18 protein-coding genes and 1 tRNA gene are annotated in these 20,024 nt (G+C 66.0%); 6 read left to right on the top strand and 13 right to left on the bottom strand.

The features are described 5' to 3' along the window. Positions 1 to 39: 39 nt before the first annotated feature. Positions 40 to 1,017 (top strand): NADPH:quinone oxidoreductase family protein, encoded by a 978-nt coding sequence (locus O4220_RS03290; RefSeq protein ID WP_269602131.1) that lies wholly within the window; start codon positions 40 to 42, stop codon positions 1,015 to 1,017. A gap of 20 nt (positions 1,018 to 1,037) precedes the next feature. Here the strand turns inward: O4220_RS03290 and O4220_RS03295 are convergent, their stop codons facing one another. Together O4220_RS03295 and O4220_RS03300 are read right to left on the bottom strand one after the other, a co-directional pair. After that, positions 1,038 to 2,408, bottom strand: coding sequence for an ABC1 kinase family protein (locus O4220_RS03295; protein ID WP_269602132.1), 1,371 nt, complete (start codon positions 2,406 to 2,408; stop codon positions 1,038 to 1,040). Beyond that, positions 2,405 to 2,968 (bottom strand): TetR/AcrR family transcriptional regulator, encoded by a 564-nt coding sequence (locus O4220_RS03300; protein ID WP_269602134.1) that lies wholly within the window; start codon positions 2,966 to 2,968, stop codon positions 2,405 to 2,407. The genes O4220_RS03295 and O4220_RS03300 overlap by 4 nt, the downstream gene beginning before the upstream one ends. A 101-nt stretch (positions 2,969 to 3,069) precedes the next feature. Here O4220_RS03300 and O4220_RS03305 point away from each other — a divergent pair, with 101 nt between their 5' ends. After that, positions 3,070 to 3,687 carry a DUF998 domain-containing protein gene (locus O4220_RS03305; protein ID WP_269602135.1) on the top strand — a complete coding sequence of 206 codons (618 nt, stop codon included), beginning with the start codon at positions 3,070 to 3,072 and terminating at the stop codon, positions 3,685 to 3,687. Here the strand turns inward: O4220_RS03305 and O4220_RS03310 are convergent. Further along, positions 3,670 to 4,449: an enoyl-CoA hydratase/isomerase family protein gene (locus O4220_RS03310; protein ID WP_269602136.1), complete on the bottom strand. Its 780-nt coding sequence runs from the start codon at positions 4,447 to 4,449 to the stop codon at positions 3,670 to 3,672. The two genes, O4220_RS03305 and O4220_RS03310, sit on opposite strands and share 18 nt — an antisense overlap. Positions 4,450 to 4,525: 76 nt before the next feature. Here O4220_RS03310 and O4220_RS03315 point away from each other — a divergent pair. Next, a tRNA-Met gene (locus tag O4220_RS03315) sits at positions 4,526 to 4,599 on the top strand. Positions 4,600 to 4,826: 227 nt separating this feature from the next. Here the strand turns inward: O4220_RS03315 and O4220_RS03320 are convergent. The 5 genes from O4220_RS03320 to O4220_RS03340 all read right to left on the bottom strand — a co-directional run bounded on the left by O4220_RS03320 (position 4,827) and on the right by O4220_RS03340 (position 12,535). After that, positions 4,827 to 5,465 carry an LON peptidase substrate-binding domain-containing protein gene (locus tag O4220_RS03320; RefSeq protein ID WP_269602137.1) on the bottom strand — a complete coding sequence of 213 codons (639 nt, stop codon included), beginning with the start codon at positions 5,463 to 5,465 and terminating at the stop codon, positions 4,827 to 4,829. Further along, complete coding sequence (locus O4220_RS03325; RefSeq protein ID WP_269602138.1) at positions 5,462 to 6,394, bottom strand: alpha/beta fold hydrolase; 933 nt, start codon at positions 6,392 to 6,394, stop codon at positions 5,462 to 5,464. The genes O4220_RS03320 and O4220_RS03325 overlap by 4 nt, the downstream gene beginning before the upstream one ends. A gap of 109 nt (positions 6,395 to 6,503) precedes the next feature. Continuing rightward, positions 6,504 to 9,041 (bottom strand): alpha/beta fold hydrolase, encoded by a 2,538-nt coding sequence (locus O4220_RS03330; RefSeq protein ID WP_269602139.1) that lies wholly within the window; start codon positions 9,039 to 9,041, stop codon positions 6,504 to 6,506. Between the two features lie 183 nt (positions 9,042 to 9,224). Next, on the bottom strand, positions 9,225 to 11,747 hold the full coding sequence (locus tag O4220_RS03335; RefSeq protein ID WP_269602254.1) for an ABC transporter permease: 2,523 nt from the start codon (positions 11,745 to 11,747) through the stop codon (positions 9,225 to 9,227). Positions 11,748 to 11,800: 53 nt separating this feature from the next. Continuing rightward, positions 11,801 to 12,535 carry an ABC transporter ATP-binding protein gene (locus O4220_RS03340; protein WP_032378575.1) on the bottom strand — a complete coding sequence of 245 codons (735 nt, stop codon included), beginning with the start codon at positions 12,533 to 12,535 and terminating at the stop codon, positions 11,801 to 11,803. Between the two features lie 75 nt (positions 12,536 to 12,610). Here O4220_RS03340 and O4220_RS03345 point away from each other — a divergent pair, with 75 nt between their 5' ends. After that, positions 12,611 to 13,375, top strand: a complete 765-nt coding sequence (locus O4220_RS03345; RefSeq protein WP_269602140.1) for a deoxyribonuclease IV — start codon at positions 12,611 to 12,613, stop codon at positions 13,373 to 13,375. On the opposite strand, the gene O4220_RS03350 is transcribed toward O4220_RS03345, so the two are convergent. The 5 genes from O4220_RS03350 to O4220_RS03370 all read right to left on the bottom strand — a co-directional run bounded on the left by O4220_RS03350 (position 13,353) and on the right by O4220_RS03370 (position 17,952). After that, entirely contained in the window at positions 13,353 to 14,078 is a 726-nt protein-coding gene (locus tag O4220_RS03350; RefSeq protein WP_269602141.1) for a hypothetical protein, read from the bottom strand. The genes O4220_RS03345 and O4220_RS03350 overlap by 23 nt on opposite strands. A 56-nt stretch (positions 14,079 to 14,134) precedes the next feature. Next, entirely contained in the window at positions 14,135 to 14,650 is a 516-nt protein-coding gene (locus O4220_RS03355; RefSeq protein WP_269602142.1) for a DUF309 domain-containing protein, read from the bottom strand. A 10-nt stretch (positions 14,651 to 14,660) separates the two neighbouring features. Next, positions 14,661 to 15,908, bottom strand: coding sequence for a multidrug effflux MFS transporter (locus O4220_RS03360; protein ID WP_269602144.1), 1,248 nt, complete (start codon positions 15,906 to 15,908; stop codon positions 14,661 to 14,663). Between the two features lie 115 nt (positions 15,909 to 16,023). Next, positions 16,024 to 16,968, bottom strand: a complete 945-nt coding sequence (locus tag O4220_RS03365; protein ID WP_269602146.1) for an aldo/keto reductase — start codon at positions 16,966 to 16,968, stop codon at positions 16,024 to 16,026. Positions 16,969 to 17,019: 51 nt separating this feature from the next. Continuing rightward, positions 17,020 to 17,952 carry a DNA-3-methyladenine glycosylase family protein gene (locus O4220_RS03370; protein ID WP_269602147.1) on the bottom strand — a complete coding sequence of 311 codons (933 nt, stop codon included), beginning with the start codon at positions 17,950 to 17,952 and terminating at the stop codon, positions 17,020 to 17,022. Positions 17,953 to 18,074: 122 nt separating this feature from the next. On the opposite strand from O4220_RS03370, the gene O4220_RS03375 reads away from it, so the two are divergent. Both O4220_RS03375 and O4220_RS03380 read left to right on the top strand, forming a co-directional pair. Next, positions 18,075 to 19,268: an MFS transporter gene (locus O4220_RS03375; RefSeq protein ID WP_269602148.1), complete on the top strand. Its 1,194-nt coding sequence runs from the start codon at positions 18,075 to 18,077 to the stop codon at positions 19,266 to 19,268. A 112-nt stretch (positions 19,269 to 19,380) separates the two neighbouring features. Beyond that, entirely contained in the window at positions 19,381 to 20,010 is a 630-nt protein-coding gene (locus O4220_RS03380; RefSeq protein ID WP_269602149.1) for a ribonuclease H family protein, read from the top strand. The last annotated feature ends 14 nt before the right edge of the window (positions 20,011 to 20,024 follow it).

Below are 20,024 nucleotides of genomic sequence, written 5' to 3' on the forward strand. Positions count from 1 at the left end.
GTGGCGTGCAGGGAACGATCCCGACCGAGAGGACCATTCATGCGCGCGGTACAGATCTCCAGCCTCGACGGACCCGACTCGGTGAGCGTGGTGGACATCGACGAACCTGCCCCGCGCGACGGGTCGGTGGTCATCGAGGTCCATGCCGCGGGCGTCGCCTTTCCCGATGCGCTGCTCACCCGTGGGCTGTACCAGTACAAGCCGGAATTGCCGTTCGTTCCCGGAAGCGAGATCGCCGGTGTCGTCCGGTCGGCTCCGGCGGACTCCGGCTTTTCGGCCGGCGATCGCGTCGCGGCGCTGACGGGCTTGAGCGACGGTATGGCCGAGGTCGCCGTGGTCTCACCCGATGCGGTGTTCGCACTGCCGGAGTCGGTATCGCTCACCGCCGGGGCTGGGCTGTTGTTCAACGACCTGACGGTGCACTTCGCACTGCGTGAACGCGGCCGGCTGGCAGCAGGCGAGACCGTGCTGGTGCACGGTGCCGCCGGCGGTATCGGAACCTCGGCGCTGCGGATGGCTCCGGTACTCGGTGCGTCCCGGGTGATCGCCGTCGTGAGCTCGGAAGCCAAGGCCGAGATCGCCCGCTCCGCCGGAGCCACCGACGTCGTTCTCGTCGACGGGTGGAAGGACGCGGTCAAGGAACTGACCGGCGGACGCGGCGTCGATGTGGTCGTGGATCCGGTGGGCGGCGACCGGTTCACCGACAGCATCCGATCGCTCGCACCGTCGGGCCGAATTCTGGTGCTGGGCTTCACCGGTGGTGAGATTCCGACGGTCAAGGTGAATCGGCTACTGCTCAACAACGTCGATGTCGTCGGCGTCGGCTGGGGCGCGTGGTGGATGACGCGACCGGGTTACCTGGCCACCCAGTGGGCCGAGATCGAACCGCTGCTCGCCGACGGTTCGCTCGTCGCACCCGAGCCCTCGGTGTTTGCAGCCGCCGATGCCGCCGCTGCTATCGCATCACTGGAAAACCGCACGGCCGCAGGTAAAGTGGTGCTCGACTTCACCCGTTGAGGCTGTATGGAGCTGCCGGTTCACTCCGGCAGCTCGACGCCCCTCGCCTCGGCCAGTGCCGCGATCTCGGCGGAAAAGACGTTCTTGAACACGAACGGATCGGTCCCGAGCGCCCAGTTCGGCGCGAGTTCGATGGCGTATCTCTCGAAGTAGCCGAGTTGCTTGGCCACCAGGATCAACTCCTCGGGGCTCGACGTCTTGTACTGCTTGCCCATGTTCACCAGGGCCCGGATGAAGTCCGCCAGACTGAAGTGCGCGAGGGTCGTCGAAAGCATCGGGGCGAACACCGACTGCAGTATCGCCCCTACCTCGGCGTCCGAACCCATCTGTGGTGCAACGATTCCCAACCGTTTGACGGTGCCGGCGAGGCGGCTGAAGTCGCCGTCGATCACGGTGGCATGGAACAGGTCGAGTAGCAGCGCGCGCCATTGCTCGTCCACCTCGCCCATGACTCCGAAGTCGAGGAACGCCACCCTGCCGTCGTCGAGCACCCACACGTTGCCCGCGTGCACGTCACCGTGGAAAAGACCGTGCAGCACAAGTGCTTCCATCCAGACCTTGGCGGCACGGCGGACGATGAGCTCGGACTGCTCGCCGGGCTCGTAGCGGTCGAGTGGGGAACCGTGCATGCGTTCCATGCAGATGACACGGCCGCCGCAGTAGTCGAGGAACACCTCGGGGGCGGTGACGTGCTCGTTGTCTCCGAACGCGCCGATGGCAGCGCGAAAGCTGTCCTGCCGCTTGGCTTCCACGGCACTGTCGAGCTCGGCGAACGTGGCGGCATGCAGGTCCACGATGATGGCCGACGCATTGGCGGTGGCGAAGAACGGAATGAACTTCTCGAGCCCGCGGGCGATGAGGTAGGCGATCCGTAGATCGATCTTCATGCGGTGGTAGATGCCCCGCCGCTGCACCTTCATGACCACTTCGCGCCCGTTGTCGCGGCGCACGCACAGGTGTACCTGAGCAACCGACGCGGACGAGAGTGGCACGTCGTCGAACGAGGAGAACAGATCGTCGATTCCGCGGCCGAGATCGGCCTCGATCACCGCGCGTGCCTGCGAGCCGGGGAACGGAGGAACCTCGTCGAGGCACCGCAGGCACGTATCGGCGAGGACCTTCGGGAACAGTCCCGGCGACGAGCCCATGAGCTGCCCTACTTTGACGAATGTGGGACCGAGAGCGAAGAACGCGTCGACGACGGCCTCCGAGGCATGCACCGGCCACCCGCGTCGGGGCGCACGAACCCAGCGTCCGATCGCAACGAACTGGAAGTACGTCAACACCGAGCCGATGACGATCAGCCGCAGCAGTTCTCGTATCCCGAAAGTTCTCAGCTCGGGTGCCGGCTTCGGTGTCATTGGCTCGGGTGTCGTCGCATCGAGGGTCATGCGTGTACTCCTGCGGGCAGGCGTGCGGCCGACGCTTCCAGCCTCGACAACAGTCGATCGAATCTCGTTGCGTCGTCCGATGCGCGCGAGAGCACCAACGCGCCTTGGATGCCGGCGACGATCTCCTCCGCCAGTTCGGCCGCCGACTCGCCGTGTCCGAGGCGATTCAGTACCGGGGTGAGTGCCTCGATCCAGTGCGCGAAATGTGTTGCGACGCGCCCGGAGAAGGCCGCGCGCTCCAGTCCGAGTGTGAAGGCCCCGAACAGGCACACCAGGCGGTTCGAGCGGAAGTAGCGGCCGGTCTGCTCGAACATCTCGTGGGTGGTCGACGCGGCATCGGTGCCGTGCCGCAGCGGCTCGAACACGTTGTGGTGAAACCACTGCTCCACGTCGTCGAGGACGGCCTCGGCCATCTCCTGCTTGCCGCGCGGAAAGTAGTGGTAGAGACTGCCTTTCCCCAGGCCGGTCTGTCTGCTGATGACCGCGAGAGACGAACCGTCGAACCCGTGGTCGCGGAACACTCCTGCGAGTATCGGCACCACGTCGTGGCGATCGCTCATGAGCCGGTACTGTACCAATCGGTACACGCCGGGTGCATCGGGGTCCGGGAGTGGAGCCTGCGGAATGACCCATCGAGGTCAGTGCAGTGAATACTGCACCTGTGAAGAGAACTACCGTCCTGGCCGCTGGAGCCTTCCTCATCGGCGGGGTGACTTATCTGGCCGCCGAAGCAGTTGCGGCGCTGGGCTGGACCGATCGGCCGTACAGTTACGCGCGCAACAACATCAGCGACCTCGGGATCCCGGACATCTCACCGTGGCACCCGGTGATGAACACCGGGTTTGTGGTCGACGGAACGCTGTTCGTTCTCGCCGGCCTCGGATTGTCGATACTGTTCGAGGGTCGAGCACGGTGGATCGTGCTGGGTACGTCGGTTGTGCACGGCGTCGGCAGCATCGTGGTCGGGCTCGCTCACGCCTCGGTCGACGGCGCATCGGCACCGCACGCGGCGGGCGCAGGTATGGCGATCATCGGCGGAAACCTGGTGCTCCTGGCTGCGGGCCGGTACGGCGGCCGCGTCGGAGCGCCGCGGTGGTACACGGCGGGCAGCGCCCTGGCCGGTGTCGCGGGGCTGGCAGGTTTCGCGTTGTTTCTCGCCGACACGGGGATTCTCGGCGGCGGAACGTTCGAGCGGATCTCGGTCTACACGATCATCGGTTGGGAGATCGTCACCGGCGCAACGATTCTCGCGGCGCGACGCCTATCGAAATCTCGGTGACTCCTTGGCGAGAAAGGCACGCACCCCCTCCCGCCCGTCCGTCGACCCGAACGCTTCCTCGAACACCGGCAATGCCTGTCGTGCCGGTTCGTACGGGGATGGCCCGAAGGCGAGCTCGAGTGCTCGCTTGTTCGCATGCACCGCAGAACGCGATTTCCGAGCGAGCGTCCGTGCCAGGTCCAAGGCCACCGACAGTGATGCACCCTGCGGCGCCACCCGATTGATCAGACCCCACTCGAGCGCGGTCTCGGCCGCGATCGGCTCGCCGAGCAGTACGAGTTCGGCTGCGCGAGCCTGACCCACTCGGCGCAGCGCGCGCATCGTCCCGCCGCTGCTGGGGATGACGCCGAGATCGATCTCCGGTAGTCCGAGCCGAGCTCCCGCATCGGCGACGACCAGATCGCAGCACAGCGCCATCTCGAGTCCGCCGCCCAACGCGAATCCGTCGATCGCCGCGACCGTCGGCAGCGGCAGCTCGGCCAGCAGATCGAGCGTGGCGTTCTCGAAGATGCTCTTGCGTGCGAGCACGTCACCGTCGTTCTGCATCTCCGGCATTTCGGAGATGTCCGAACCGGCGCTGAACACCCGCTCGCCGGTGAGAACCACCGCTCGAATCGTGGCGTCTCGAGCCAGTTCTCGTAGAACGGCATGGAGCCGCCGCGTCGCCGGACGGGTCAGCGCGTTGACCGGCGGGTTGTGCAGCGTGATCTGTGCGACGGCCCGGTGTGGGAAGGACAGGACGGGGGAGGAGTCGGTCGGCATAGAAGAGAACCGTAGAGCGTTGACCAGGCGATTGGGAGACTGCCGAGATGACATGTACGGTTGGGGACACACACAGCGCGGGGTGGAGCAGCTCGGTAGCTCGCTGGGCTCATAACCCAGAGGTCGCAGGTTCAAATCCTGTCCCCGCTACGAAGATGAAGCCACGGTCCTTATGGGGGCCGTGGTTTTTTTCATGTGGGCCTTCGCGCGATCCGTCACGTCGATGCCGGTGCGATGCAACTTTTGCTCCACTCGGCAGCGACAAGTCGAGAAGACCCCTGTCCGCGACCGACAGTGGAGTTTCTGTTGCAGCAGAAACGCTCAACCGTCATCCTTTGTCACTTCGACACCGCGTAGGTATTCGTGTTTCGTAGGTATCAGGGTTGCAGTCTGAATTGCACGACGGCCGTGACGTTCTCGATGGCGTCGTCGAGTGCGGTCTTGCGAGCCCGGGCGTCGGGTGCCGACAGGACGTCGAGTCGATCGGACTGCCCCATCGGGATCAGTGCAGCCAGCGACCAGATCTTCTCGGCGGCCGAGATCGGTAGACTCAAGAAGTCCGGAAAGCCCGGAGTGGCAACGTTTTCGGTGGATTCGAGCCGGCCGATCAGCTCGTACAGATCCTCGACCCGCGCCCAGGTGGTGTCGAATTCGGTATCGGCGATCACCGACTCGGCGTCCTCGTCGTGCCACGGTCGAACGTCTGCCAAGGGGTAGGGATCATCGGGCAGCCAGGCATCGATCCGGATCCGTTCGCCGCCGACACATTCGAGTAGGTACCTGCCGTCACCGATGGCCTCGTGCCCGATGATGTGAGCAACCGTCGCTACGTCGTGCCGAACGTCGCCGCCCCCGGCCTCGTGGCCACGCGCGATGAGCACGACGCCGAAGCTGGGGTCCTCCTGCTGCAGACAGTCGTGTACCAAAGCCTGGTAGCGAGGCTCGAAGATGTGCAGCGGTAGGCGCTCGCCTGGGAGCAGCACGCTCCCGAGCGGGAACATCGGGATGACACTCACGGGCGTTGCAGTGGCATGACTGCCGGAGTGATCTCTTCAGGCGCGTCGGACCCCGCCGCGACGTCCTTCCCCTGCCCGTTCGAGTTCAAGAACTCGTCCAGAAGTCGGAAGAAGAAATCAGGCTCGTCGAGCTGCGGAAAGTGACCGGCATCGGGGAAGATCTCGACGCGACTGTTGGGCACCTCGCGTCGGATGTTGTCCGCGTGTTTGGCGGGAATCATGCGGTCTTTCCCGCCCCAGACGAGCAGAGATGGAATCGACTCGAACTTCTCGAAATGCTGCTTGGCGCTCACGGTCTGGCCGCGCGGGCCCACCACTGCTCGTGTCGACGCCAGGAACGCCTCACGAGTGGAGCGGTCGGCGACCGATCGGAACGATCGCCAGGTCTCGGCCATGCTCGGACCGGGCTTGACCGGAAGGCCCCACCTGCCCAGCTGTGCCAGTGCGCCCTCGGTGTTCTTGCGGAACCAATCGGACGCAAGCAGCGGAAGTACCAACTCGCTGCCGGGCAGCGTCGCGGCCTTGAGCAGCAGGCTCACTTCGGGGCCGAGGCCGCCACTGCTGACCAGGGCGAGGCGATCGACTCGTTCGGGGAAGAGATACGTCAGCTGCATGATGATGCCGCCGCCGAGGGAGTGACCGACCAGCGGAGCGGAGTCGATCTTCAGGTGATCCATCAGATCGCGAATGGTGGCCGAGTGCGAGCTCAGCGAGTAGTCGCCGGTCGGCTTGTCGGACTCGCCGTGCCCGAACAGGTCCGGCGCGATCACACGGTATTTGTGCGAGAGACGCTCGAGCTGGGGGGCCCACGATTGATGCGATCCGAGGAGACCGTGCACGAGAATCACGGGTGGACCGTCGCCGATGTCGACGTAACGCAGGACGTCCTTGTGTAGTTCCACGGACTGCAATTCGTACGGTGAACTCATTGTCGGCCTCCCTGTCGTGTAGTTCGGGCCTGTCGCGCGTCGCGCCTTCTGGCACAAACGTACAAGCTGTGCCGCGGTCGCGACAGACCGTCGTACGGGCTGCCGAGGTTCAGCGCCCGCTACCGACGGTGTCGTCGATGATCTTGGCCAGTTCCTCGGCCATCGGCGCGCCCAGCATGTCGACGTGATTGCCGGTGATGTCGACGAAAGTCAGTTCACCACGCGCAACTGTCTGCCACGACCGGGCATCTTTCACGTTCTCCGCTGTGCGAACCACGGTCATGGAACCCGACCACGGAGTCGGCACGTGCTTGTTCAACGCCACGTACCCGATGCTTGCGAAGACCAACCATTCCATGGTCGTCGAGTACCGCAGCAACCCGGCGAACTGCATGCGGATCCACAGGGCGGCCGTGCCGAGGCGGCCGAGGTGGAAGCCCGCTTCTTCGCGAGTCTGAGCCGGTGGTGCAGCGGGAACGTCGGTACCGCCGGGCAGCTTGTCCAACAGGTGCCGAAACAGCCGGGTGTCCAACAGAAGCAGGTGCGGCGATCCGAGACCACAGTCTCGGATTCTCTCGGCCATCGCGATGGCGATCCATCCGCCGAGCGAATGGCCGACCAGATGGAACGGTCCCTCGGGCTGGACGGTGCGTATCGCGTCGACGTATCGCCTCGCGGTCCGCCGGATGGTGCGGTCCGGTCGTCCGCGCTTACCCCGGCCGTGCGCCTGCAACGCGTACACCGGATGGTCGTCGTCGATGTGCTTGACGAGATTGAGAAATGCCATCGCGCCGACGCCGGCTCCGCCGATCAGGAAGATCGGTGCCTTGCTGCCCTCGGTGCGCAGGGGCACCAGCACGTCGTGTTCGCCGGACGTGCGTCGACGAACGGTGGCCGCGTCTCGCAGGCGGGCATCGACCGTCGTTGCGAGAGTTCGAACGGTCGTCGCCGCGAATACGTCCTCCGCCGTGAGATCGACCTTCAACGTCTCCCGCAGTTGGGCCAGCATCGCCGTTGTCGTCAGCGAGTTACCGCCGAGAGCCAGGAAGTCCTCGTCCCGGCCGATGGAGTCCAGACCGATGGCAGCCCGCGCAGCCTCGGCCACGATGTATTCGGTGGGGCCCGCGGCGGTTCGCTGGACCTGCCGATCCGCGGGCTCGGGCAACGCGGTCCGATCGACCTTGCCACGTTCGTTTCGCGGCATCGAGTCGAGAACGACGATGTGCGTGGGCACCATCCAGTGCGGCAGCGTCCGGCGCAACGATGTTCTGATCTCACCGACGGAGGGTCGCTTGCCGGGCCGCGCCGGACACACGTAGGCCACCAGGTCGGTGTCGGTGCCCGAGTGCCTGCCGATCACGGCAACGTCGCCGATCTCCGGCATGTCGCGCAGAGCCGCCTCGATTTCGGCCGGCTCGACCAGGTATCCGCGGACCTTGACGGCGTCGTCGATACGTCCGGCCAGGTGCAGCGTTCCGTGTTCGTCGAATCGCCCCAGATCGCCGGTGCGGTATCGGAACAGGCCGTCGTCGAGGGCGGTGAATCGTCGGGAATCGGGTCCTGCGTCGCCGAGGTAGCCGTCGGCCAGGCATGTCGAGGTGACTCGGACTTCCCCGACAGTGTCGGGCGCGCAGACCGAACCGTCGGTGGTGACGACCTCGACCAGTTTGCCCGGGACTGTCCTCCCGGCAGGTAGGAAGCCGGACGGCAGTGTTCGCTCCGGCGGGAACTCGCTGTAGGAGACGGCACCGGCTTCGGTGGTCGCGTACCAGTTGACCACCGTGGCGCGGCCGTCGAATTGTCGCCTGAACCTGTCGACGTCGTCGGAATGCAGTGACTCCCCGTACGTGGTGACGACGCGCAGACTGGGCAGGGCATCATGCCCGTGGTCGGTAGCGGCGAGTGTGCGTAGCAGTGATGACGAGCAGTGCAAGGTGGTCAGTGAATTCGCGGCTATCCAGTCGACGATGCCGGTGTGTGCACCGGACCGAGGGTCTCGACAGTGGACCGCGGCACCGCTGAGCAGCCCTGCGAAGAGCGTGTTCAGCCCTGCACCGAAACTGATCGGCAGCGAATTCCCGACGCGATCCTGCGGCCGGAGGGACAACGCGGTGGCGACCTCGTACGCCTTGGTCAGACACATGCGGTGGCTGAGGATCACGCCCTTGGCAGTGCCCGTCGAGCCCGAGGTGTAGTTGATCACTGCGGTGTGGTCGCCCGACAGCGTCGGTAGCGGGATGCAGGAATCGATGGTCGCTGCGACGGTGGCGGTGTCGATCGCGGTCGCACCGGCGCGGTCGACGATCGTGGCGCGGCGCTCCACGGGCAGCATGGGGTCGAGCGGCACCAGGGGGTGACCTGCTGCGATGACGGCCAACATCAGCACGATCGAGCTCGACGTGTCGTCGGTATCGACGGCGAGAGGTCGAGAGTCGTCGGGAAAGAGAGTGGCGATCTTGCGTGCCTGCGAGTAAGCGCGGTGCAGGAGTTCGTCGAAGGTGAGCCAGGTTCCGCCTGCGGAGAGCGCAACGGCGTCCGGCAGATCGTGAGCCACCTCTCGGTAGCGGGACATCAGGGTGTCCCGGCGCTCGGGCCGGCACAGCGGGGCCAGCGAGAGACGGGGTGCATCGATGTCTTGAACCGACATGATTCTCCTTGCACGAGCCCGAGCCGCGATGCCAGAGTTGGTTTGAGTCACCGCAAACCTACTTGAAGACTGTTTTACAGTCTCAAAGGTAGACGTGCATCACCTTTGGGCGCAACTCAAAAACCGGACATTCCGCAACAATCAGGTGTCGTTGCGAGATGTCCGGTCTGGTCGAGCGCGGGACTAGATGTCCGCGATGGCCTCCAGGGGCTTCGTGCGTGCGGCCCGCACGGCAGGCCACAGCGCGGCCAAGACTCCGACCACGGCAGATCCCACCAGCATCGACACCACCTGACCCCACGGCACCGTCATGGTGCCGAGGCCCTCGTCACGCAGGGTTTGCACGAATCCCCATCCGAACGCGATGCCGAGAACAACTCCCACGATCGCGCCGAACAGCGCGATGAGCAGCGACTCGAGGTAGATGATGCGTCGGACCTGCGGACGCTGCATTCCTATGGCCCGCAGCATGCCGATCTCGCGACGCCGTTCCACGACGGAGAGTGCCAGGGTGTTGACGATGCCGAGCACGGCGATGACGACGGCCAGCGCCAACAACCCGTACAGCACCGCGAGCAAAGTATCGATCTGCTGCCCCTGGCTGCCCTTGAACTCCTCGACGTCCTGCACCTGGACGACGACGAACGGCTTGGTGGCGGCCTCGAGGTCGGTGCGCAGCGTACCGAGATCGGTTCCCGGCACGGCCTTGACGAGCACCAGAAGATCCGACCGCGTGATGGACGGCGTCACTTCCTTGTAGATGTCGCCCGAGACGATCCAGTTTCCGATCAGCGGATTGTCGGTGAACACCCCGGTGACGGTGACCGGGACCGAGGCCCCGTCGACGGTGTCGAAGGTGACCTGGGTGCCCACGGTCCATCCGCGGTCGGCGGCCTCGGTTTCCGACACCGAGAAGCCGTTGCTGTTCAGGTCCGCGGTGCCCTGGACCATCGACAGATCTAGCAGGCCTTCGGGCGAACCGTCGATGGCGGCTCCGTACTCCTCCTGGCCGGCGATCGTGACGAACACGGGGTGCAGCACAGCAGTTCGGTCCACGCCGTCCACCTGTTGCGCGGCTGTGGTGGCGCCGGTCGGAACGCCGATCGACTGGGGGCCGGAGAGGATGTAGTCGGCCTCGACGCCGGTGTCGACGAGCGAGTCGACGCTGGCTTTCGCGGTGGATCCGAGCACGCCGATCACGGTGACGAGCATGAGACCGAGCATCAGGGCGAAGGCGGTGGCCGCGGTGCGACGCGGGTTGCGCACGGAGTTGGTCCTGGCCAGCCGTCCGATCGCCCCGAACGGACGGGTGATGACGGCGCCGAGTGCACCGACGATGGGCCGCGACAGGGACGGCGCGGCCAGTGCGGTGGCGACGATGAGTGCGACTGCACCTGCCCCGACCGTCGCGGCCGCGGCTCCGCCGGTCGACTGTGCGCCGATGACCAGCGCAGCCGCACCGGCGACTCCCAGCCCGACACCCAGGAACGTCCGAGTGCGCAGGGTGTCGCCTGCGGAGGCGAACTCCTCGCGCATCGCGGCGACCGGCGGAATCTTGGCTGCTCGACGCGCCGGTGCATACGCGCTCAGGACGGTGACGATGATGCCGACCGCGAAGGCGACGGCGACGGTGCGGGGTTCGAGTGCCAGTGGCCCCGACGGCAGCCCCAGATCGAAGGCGTTGAGCAGTGCGCGCAGGCCGTAGGCTAGCCCGACTCCCCCCGCGAAGCCGAGGATGCTGCCGATGACGCCGACGACGAGTGCTTCGAGTACCACCGAGCGGCTGACCTGGCCGCGGCTGGCCCCGATGGCCCGCAGCAGCGCCAGCTCACGGACTCGCTGGGCAACGATCATCGAGAACGTGTTGTAGATGATGAAGGTGCCGACGAGCAGTGCGATTCCGCCGAAGGCGAGCAGGAAGTAATTGATGAACGACAGGGCCGACTCCACCTCGGCCTGGGTCTCTTCCTGTACGTCCGCGGCGGTCTGTACCTTCAGGCCGGGGAGCGCCGCGGAAATTTCGTCCCGCAGATCGCTCTGCGTGAGCCCCTGCGCGGTGAGATCGTTGCCTGCGACGTCGATGTACTGCACATGGGCACCGTCGGTGAACAATTCGTTCGCCTGGCTCTGAACGAACTGGAGCCCGATGAAACCACCGGATTCGGTTGCGGTGGAGTAGATCCCGGAAATCGTGATGTCGGTGATGCCCTTGGACGGCACGAGCACCTGGGTGGCGTCGCCCACCTTCAACCCGGCGCGTTCGGCACCACCGGCATTGATCGCGACCTGCCCGGGGGCGGTGGGAGCCGAGCCGTCGACGAAGGTCGTCGGATCGCCCAGTCGTTGGTCTTCCGGTAGGTAGGACTCGCCGATGGTCGGTGCCCCGCCCGATTGCACGGCGGCACCGTCGGAGCCGAGCAGCACGAGTTGTCCGCCGACGTACGGCGACACGGCGCGTACGTTCGGCAGGGCCGAGATCGCGGCGATGTCCTCGTTGGGAACCCCGCTCGAGCGGGCGTCCTCCGGGCTCACTCGAACGTCTGCACCCTGCGCGGTATCGGCGAACAACGAGGAGAACGTGCGTTGAAGGGTGTCGGTGAAGACGAACGAACCCGCGACGAACGCGGTGCCGAGCACAACGGACAGAACCGTCAGTGCCAACCGAACCTTGTGTGCTGCAAGGTTTCTCAGTGAAACCTTGCGCATCGGATTGCCCGCCGGCTTGTGTCGAGGAGGCTTGTTGGAGACAGAATGCGCCATTATCGGACCGTCTCCAGTTTCTTCATCCGCTCGAGTACGGCGTCGGCCGTGGGCGAGTTCAGCTGATCGATCACGGCACCGTCGGCGAGAAACACGACGCGGTCCGCATAGCTGGCCGCGCGTGGATCGTGGGTGACGATGACGACTGTCTGGTCGAATTCGTCTGCGGCAGTGCGCAGAATCGACAGGACCTCGCCGGACGAGCGAGAGTCCAGGTTGCCGGTGGGCTCGTCGCCGAACACGATGTCGGGTCGACCGGCCAGCGCGCGGGCGCACGCCACTCGCTGTTGCTGCCCGCCCGAGAGCTCGCTGGGGCGGTGATCGAGGCGATCGCGGAGGCCGAGTCGGTCGACGACGGTGTCGAGCCACCCCTGATCCGGGGCGCGGCCCGCGATGTCGAGTGGCAGGGTGATGTTCTCCAGCGCGGTCAGCGTCGGTACCAGATTGAATGCCTGGAACACGAATCCGATTCGGTCCCTGCGCAATCCGGTCATCTCCTTGTCGGAGAGCGCCGTCAGCTCGGTGTCTCCGATGGTTACCGTACCCGACGATGCGGTGTCCAACCCGGCCAGGCAATGCATCAGAGTGGACTTGCCCGAACCCGACGGGCCCATGATGGCGGTGAATTCTCCGCGAGCGAACTCGACGCTCACCCCGGACAGTGCGTGCACCTGGGTGTCCCCGGAACCGTAGACCTTCGATACGTCGACCGCGCGTGCGGCAATGTCGCTCATACGCTCCAGTGTTTCAGTGTTCTGCGCCGGTTGCTATCAGGGGAGACCCTGAACACGGCCCCTATGATGGACGTCATGCGCATCGGAGCACACGTCCGCGACAGCACCGACCCTCTCGGTACAGCAGAGGCTCTCGGCGTCGATCTCGTCCAGATGTTTCTCACCGATCCGCAGAAGTGGAACAAGCTCGAACCACACCCGCAGGGCGAGGCTCTGCTGGCCGGCTCGGTCGATGTGGTGGTGCACTCGTCGTACGTGCTCAACGTCGCGAGCTTGAACAATCGGATCCGCATCCCGTCCAGGAAGGCCGTCGTCGAGCAAGCAGCTGCGGCGGCCGAGATCGGGGCCATCGGTCTGGTCGTCCACGGCGGCCACGTCCGCGAGGGCGAGGACACCGCCAAGGGAATCGACAACTGGCGCAAGCTCTTCGAGCGTCAAGCTGAGCAGGGCGGCTTCGCGGTGCCGATCTTCGTCGAGAACACCGCGGGTGGGGACTCGGCGATGGCGCGCCACTTCGACGACATCGCCCGCCTGTGGGATGCCATCGGCGAGTTCGGTGCCGGCTTCTGCCTGGACACCTGCCATGCCTGGGCCGGCGGCGAGGACCTCGTCGATGTCGTCGACCGCATCGAGGCCATCACCGGACGAATCGATCTGGTGCACCTGAACAACTCGCGCGACGAGTTCGACTCGGCCAGGGACCGACACGCCAACCTCGGCACCGGAACCATCGACGCCGAGATCCTGACTGCCGTCGCCTTGGCCGCCGACGCACCGGTGATTCTCGAGACGCCGCCCGAGGGCATCGAGGACGACGTCAGGCTGCTGAAGAGCCTGTAGCGGCGGCTGCCATCGTGGTCAGGTGGTGGACGGCTACCGACCACAATCGGATCAGCTCGTCGACTCCCTGCAGTTCGCCGGCCCAGCTGACCTGTGCCGCTGTGGTACCAGAATCGCCGGCGGTGATCCTGACATCGATCGCGTACTCGCCGTTCGGCTCCGCCGATGCGTCGTCACGCACGATGATCTGCGCCCCGGCACGTGAGGCGAGCGCGGGATAGTTGCGGGTGAGCGCGTAGTCGCGTCCGCCGTTCGGCACCGCGTCCAGTTTCCTCGAGACATCGTCGACGAGGTTCTTGCACTGAGCGGGCACGGCGAGCGCGTCGGTGTGGACGGCGGGGAGGCGAACCGGGTGCACGGCCCTCGACGCTTCGAGGTCCAGATCCACCAGGACGCCGGCCGACGAGCCACGGCGATTGTTCCGCTGCCATGTGGACACCGCCGACCCGAGCGCCGCGAGCAACAAGGCATGTGGTCGGTGTGGGCAATCGGGCAGTTCGAGCGTCACCGATTCCTGCTCGGAGCGGCCCGATGCCGATCGGGCTCCGAGAAGAGGCCGCTCGGCGGGAGTCAACACGGCGACCCAGTACGGAACCTGTTCGGCGACCTCGGTGCACAGGGTGCGTCCGAGCTGAGCTGGGCTGATGGTCTCCCCGCCTGAGAGTCCCTGTCGTGCGACTCTCAGCGGTGCGAACACGGTCACGCCGAAGAACCCCACTTCCGATGCAAATTGTCCTAGCCTTACCTAATTCTCTCAGGCTAGCTCGAGCCGGAATCGGGTGCCAGGACGCCCCGGCGTGGATCGGTGGCACGCAGCACCGGAATTCCGGGGGAGACCGGCAGGGTTCCGGTCTCCAGGTCGTCGAGCAGCCCTTCGGACCAGGCCAGTAAGCCGCTGACGTCGACACTGTGCGGAGGGTCGGCTTCGAAGCCGACCAAGCGATCGTGTCCCTGCCGAAGCAGCGACGCGGCACCGATGCGATTACCGCGCAAGAGGTGAGTCAGTCCGACGGCGAGTTGGGCGAGACCCTGCCACAACGGACGCTCGTCGGTCGGACAGCTCTTCCACGTGCCCTCGAGTACTTCGTGTGCGTGGAACGGCATGTTCGCATCGAGAAACTTCTGCGACTCGACGAGAGCTGCGTCGGGCGGCAGCCGCACGTCGTCGGGCACTCGTGGGGTTCCGCTTCCACCGCGGGCGAGGGGTCGCCCGAGACCGTCGCGAGGCCTGGCATTGAGGGGTTTACCGCGCGCATCGCGCTCGCGTTCGGTCATGGCGGTCACCCTAGTGGGTGGGTGCCGCTCCCTTGGCCGGTTGCCGCGCAGACGACCGCGCGGTGATGACACCCAGAGCGATCAGTGCTGCAGCGGACGTCACGACCATCGTCGTGGACACGGCCACTGCATCGTTTCCGAGTGCGCCGACGACAGGGGCGACGATGGCACCGAGACCGAACTGTGCCGCTCCGAGAAGTGCAGCAGCACCACCTGCGGCCTCACCGTGCCGGGACAGCGCGAGTGCAGGCGCGTTGGGCATCACGAATCCGACGGCTCCGAGCACGAACCACAGTGGGACGACGAATCCCGCCATACCGCCGGTCTCGGTGACTGCCAACGCCACCATGACTCCACCGGCGACGACGCCGAACGACAGTGCCGACAGCACGATCTGCACGGGAGCGAAGCGTCCGAGCAGCAGGACGTTGAGCTGAGATGCACCGATCAGGGAAATCGCGCCGGCCGCGAAGACGATCGCGAACTGTTGCTCGTCCAGGCCGAACTCCTCCTGCAGCACGAACGACGACCCGGCTACGTAGGCGAACAGCGACGACATCGCCAGTGCGGCGACCAGGACGAGTACGACGAACTGGGCGTCCCGCAGCAGCGAGCGGTAGGTGCGCAACACCGGCATGACACCACTGGCTCGACGACGCTCGGGTGGCAACGACTCGCGCAGCGACACGATCGCCAACGTCATCAGGCCGACACCCAGAATTGCCAGCGCCGCGAATACGAGGCGCCATGATCCGACCAGCAGCACGGCACCGCCGAGGGACGGAGCCAGCACGGGGGCGACGCCCATCACGAGCATCAGGCGCGACAGCACGGTGGCGGCAGCGCGGCCGGTGAACAGATCACGCACGATGGCCATCGCCAGCACAGCAGCGGCCGCAGCTCCGAGACCCTGCACGACGCGTAAGCCACCGAGCACCGCGATGTTCGGGGCCACGATGCAGGCCACGGAAGCGAGGATGTGCACTCCGGTACCGACGATCAGTGGAAGTCGTCGCCCGACGATGTCCGACAACGGACCGATCACCAGCTGGCCGAGGGCGAGCCCGACCAACGTGCCGGCGAGGGTGAGCTGCACCGCGGACGACGGGGTGTTCAGGTCGTCGGCGATGGCAGGTAGAGCCGGTAGGTACATGTCGATGGTCAGCGGGCCGAGGGCGATGAGGGCACCGAGTACGAGGATCACCCGTAGGCGCTCCCGTGACGTCGGCTCGGTCACCGGAGCCGAGGTGTCGGTCACCGGCGTGCCGGCTACGGCTGTTTTCGTTGACGACGTGTTCGATGCTGGGGCCACCCGAAAGTCAGCAACCGGGCAAGTCGTTCTGTTCCCGGTTGCTGACTACAACTTTCGTGTTCTATGCCACGGCGTCGGACAGAACCGTCAGTTTCTCGACTTCCTGACTGGTCAGAGTCAAGGCCGGCGCGTCGAGGAGGGCGGGCAGCTGAGAAATTTTGCTCGCACTGGCAATGGGCGCGGTGACGCCCGGACGGGCCAGCAGCCAGGCCAGAGCAACGCTCGAAATCTCCGCGGATCGCGATTCGGCTATCTCACGCAGACCCTGCACCACCTCGAGCCCGGCATCGGAGAAGTACCCCGTGGTCAACCGCTCGCGCTGTTCGCCGGCCAAGTCCTCGCGGGTGCGGTACTTGCCCGTCAGGAATCCGGCGGCGAGGGAGAAGTAGGGAAACACGCCGAGGTCGTGCTCGACGGCCAGCTTCTGCATCTCGCCCTCGTAGTCGCGGCGGGCGACCAGGTTGTAGTGCGGCTGCAGCGCGATCGGAGCGGCGAACCCGTTCTCCTCGGCAAGTTCGAGCCACTCGCGCACCCGCGCCGGGGTGTAGTTCGAGATGGCGACGTAGCGAACCTTGCCTGCGGTTACCAACTCGTCGAACGCGGCGAGGGACTCGACCAGTGGGGTCTTGTCGTCGTCGTAGTGCGCGTAGTAGACGTCGATGTGGTCGGTCTGCAAGCGGGTCAGTGATGCGTCGGCGGCCGCTCGGATGTTGTCCGGGGCCAGCCCGCGAAAGTCGGGGTGCTGGCTGACCTTGGTGGCGATGACCACGTCGTCGCGGTTGCCACGAGCGTTGGTCCACTTGCCGATGATCGTCTCCGACTCGCCGCCGGAGTTGCCGTCGGCAAAGGCCGAGTACGAGTCGGCGGTGTCGACGAAGTTGCCTCCGCCGGCGGTGAACGCGTCGAGAATCTCGAAGGACGCAGCCTCGTCGCTGGTCCAGCCGAAGGTGTTGCCGCCGAGGGCGAGCGGAAAGATGTCGAGATCGGACGTGCCGATGGCAACCACGAAGTACTCCTTACGTTGGCGAACAACTCGACTGTACGAGCAGCGGAGGGCTCAGTGCCACGTGTGATCCACCAGAGCGGTTCGCGGACCGAACTTCGGCTTGGTGGCCTTCCCGCTCAGGTACAGCAAGCGAATCGCGCGATGCCGATGCGGAGCCAGGGGCCGCAGGTACTCGACCATTTCGGCGTCGTCGATGGGCCTGCCCAACAGCGACCAGCCCACCACGGCAGCCAGGTGATAATCGCCGACCGACAACGCGTCGGGATCCCCCAAAGCGCGCTGCGCGGTCTCGGCCGCGGTCCAGATGCCGACGCCCGGGATCGCCCGCAGTCTGCGCTGCGCCTCCTCCGGTGTCATCGTCGACGCCTCCTCCAGGCGTCCGGCCGCTTGCGCGGCGCGGACGATGGTCTTCGACCGGGCCGGGTCGACGTTGGCGCGGTGGTACTCCCACGAGGGGATACGACGCCACACGTCGGGCGTGGGGAAGACGAACATCGGCTTGGGAGTCGGTCCCGGTGCGCTCTCGCCGAACTTGCTCACCAGATAACGCCACGAGCCGAACGCCGAAATGCCGTGTACGCGTTGTTCGATGATCGCCGGTATCAACGCCTCGAGCACCAGCCCGGTACGGCCGAGACGCAGGTGTGGCAGCTGCCGGTGGGCCTCTCTCAGAATCGGGTGCTCCGGTGCGAATGTGCTGGCGTCGTCCTCGCAACCCAGTAGCGCGGGCACCGTGTCCAGCAGTTCGGGTGCGCCGGGGCCCCATGCTCGCGCCTGGACACTGGTCGGCGAAGCTTGGGTCAGACGGTAGGTCACCGGACCCGAGTTCATCCGCGATGTGCGCCAGATTCCGCCGTCCGGCGTCGACTCGTAGGTGGGATCGCCGCGGCCCCGACGCAACGGCGACAGAGACATTCGCGCGTCGAGCCGCGTCTCGGACGTGACGACGCGTACCGTTCCGCTCGACTCGGTGGCGTCGGACATTGCGGTGGGTCACCTCCCGGACTGTCAGGGCGAGCGTCGACGGTGTATCTCTGGCAGGGCCCAGTCAACACCTTCGGCGGAGTCGCCGGGAAATATCGTGCACCCGCACAAGGAGGACCGCCGTGACTCGATCGAGTGCAGCATCGTTCGTCGGGGTCGCATTCGCGTTCGTCGTCGCGATGATGGGTACGACGATGCCGACGCCGCTCTACGCGTTGTACGAGGTCGAATTCGGGTTCTCCGTATTCGTCGTCACGTTGGTGTTCGCCGCGTATGCCGTGGGCGTGCTCGGGGCACTGTTGGCCTTCGGTCGCTGGTCCGATTCACTCGGTAGGCGTCCGATGTTGCTGGCGGCCATCGCTTTCGGCCTCGTCAGTGCTGTGGTGTTCGTGACTGCGGACTCACTGACGGCCCTGGTGATCGGGCGCGTGTTGTCCGGTATCTCGGCCGGGATCTTCGTGGGTACCGCCACGGTGACCCTGCTCGAACTGGTTCCCGATACATGGCGTGATCGGGCTCCGGCGATCGCCACTGCCGCCAATATCGGAGGTCTGGGTCTCGGACCGCTGGTGGCAGGTCTGTTGGTGGAATACCTGCCGCAGCCCTTGCGGCTGACGTTCTTCGTCGACATCGTGTTGCTTCTCGTGGCTGGAGCCGCGGTGTACTTCGCGCCCGAGACCGTCCGGGTCGCCGCTGGTGCGCGTCCGCACGTGCAGCGACTGTCGGTTCCGGTGGAGGTGCGCGGCACGTTCTTGCGCGCTGCGGTCGGTGGGTTCGCCGGGTTCGCGGTGCTGGGGTTGTTCACCGCCGTCTCACCTGGATTCATCGCCGGTGTGCTGGGGATCGACAATCACGCCATCACAGGTGTCGTTGTGTTCGCCGTCTTCGCCGCGTCCGCGACAGCCCAGATCACGCTGCGCGCAGCCGATCCGGCATCGGCTCAGCGCTGGGGCTGCCTGGTGTTGGTATTGGGTCTGGTGCTGCTTGCCGCGTCGTTGCTTCTGACGTCTCTGATCGTGTTGGTGTGCGCGGCGCTGCTCTGCGGAATCGGGCAGGGCGTGACGTTCAGCAACGGGATGGCCGCGATCGGTGCGCAGCTTCCGCCGCACCGTCGCGCCGAAGTGACCTCCACCTTCTTCGTGGTGCTCTACGTTGCGATTTCGGTCCCGGTGATCGGCGCAGGGGCTGCGGCGACGGAGTGGGGACTGGTGACTGCGGGGGTGGTGTTCTCGGCGTTGATCGCCGCGCTCGCAGCGGTGGCGTTCGTACTGCTCAGCGTGGACGGCCGAAGGGCCGCGGGTACCAGCACGTCGTGACCGGGTGCACCGAGACCCGTCCGCCGCACCGGGCAGTCGATCTGCAAGTACCTCGATGTTCTCGAGCGAGTCACCCGGAGTTTGTCGGTGGCCCGACGTAGGGTCTGAGACCGTGATCATCGTGAGTACGGACGGCTCGTGTCTGCGTAACCCCGGCGGAGCAATCGGGTGGGCGTGGGTCAATCACACGGGGCCGAGCAACTCCGGCGGTGAGCCCTCGGGCACCAATCAGGTAGCCGAGCTCCGTGCCCTGCTCGAGGCAGTTCTGGCCCACCCCGGCCCCGAGCCGCTGTTGATCGAGTCCGATTCTCAATACGCAATCAAGTGTGCGTCCGAGTGGCTCGCCGGCTGGAAGCGCAAGGGCTGGAAGACGGCGAGCGGCACTCCGGTACGCAATCTCGAGCTCGTGCAGAACATCGAGCGGGCCATCACCGACCGTGAAGGGCCCGTCCGGTTCCGGTGGGTCCGTGGACACGTCGGCAATCACTTCAACGAAGCAGCCGACGCCTTGGCAGGCGAAGCTGCCAGGGCCATCGCGGCAGCGGGAGCGAACGCCGGATCCAAGCCGGCCGTGACCGAGCCCGTCGAGGCCGAGCCTGCCGAGACCACGCCCACCAAGACCACGCCCACCAAGACCACGCCCACCAAGACCACGCCCGCCAGAAACAAGCCCGCTGAGAGCCAGCGCCGCACGAGCGCAGCTCCGCGGTCGTCGGAGCCGGAGATCGCGACGCTGTTCTGACGGGTGTGCTGGGC

Origin of the sequence: Rhodococcus ruber, from assembly GCF_027270735.1 — a bacterium.
Lineage (GTDB): Bacteria > Actinomycetota > Actinomycetes > Mycobacteriales > Mycobacteriaceae > Rhodococcoides > Rhodococcoides rubrum_A.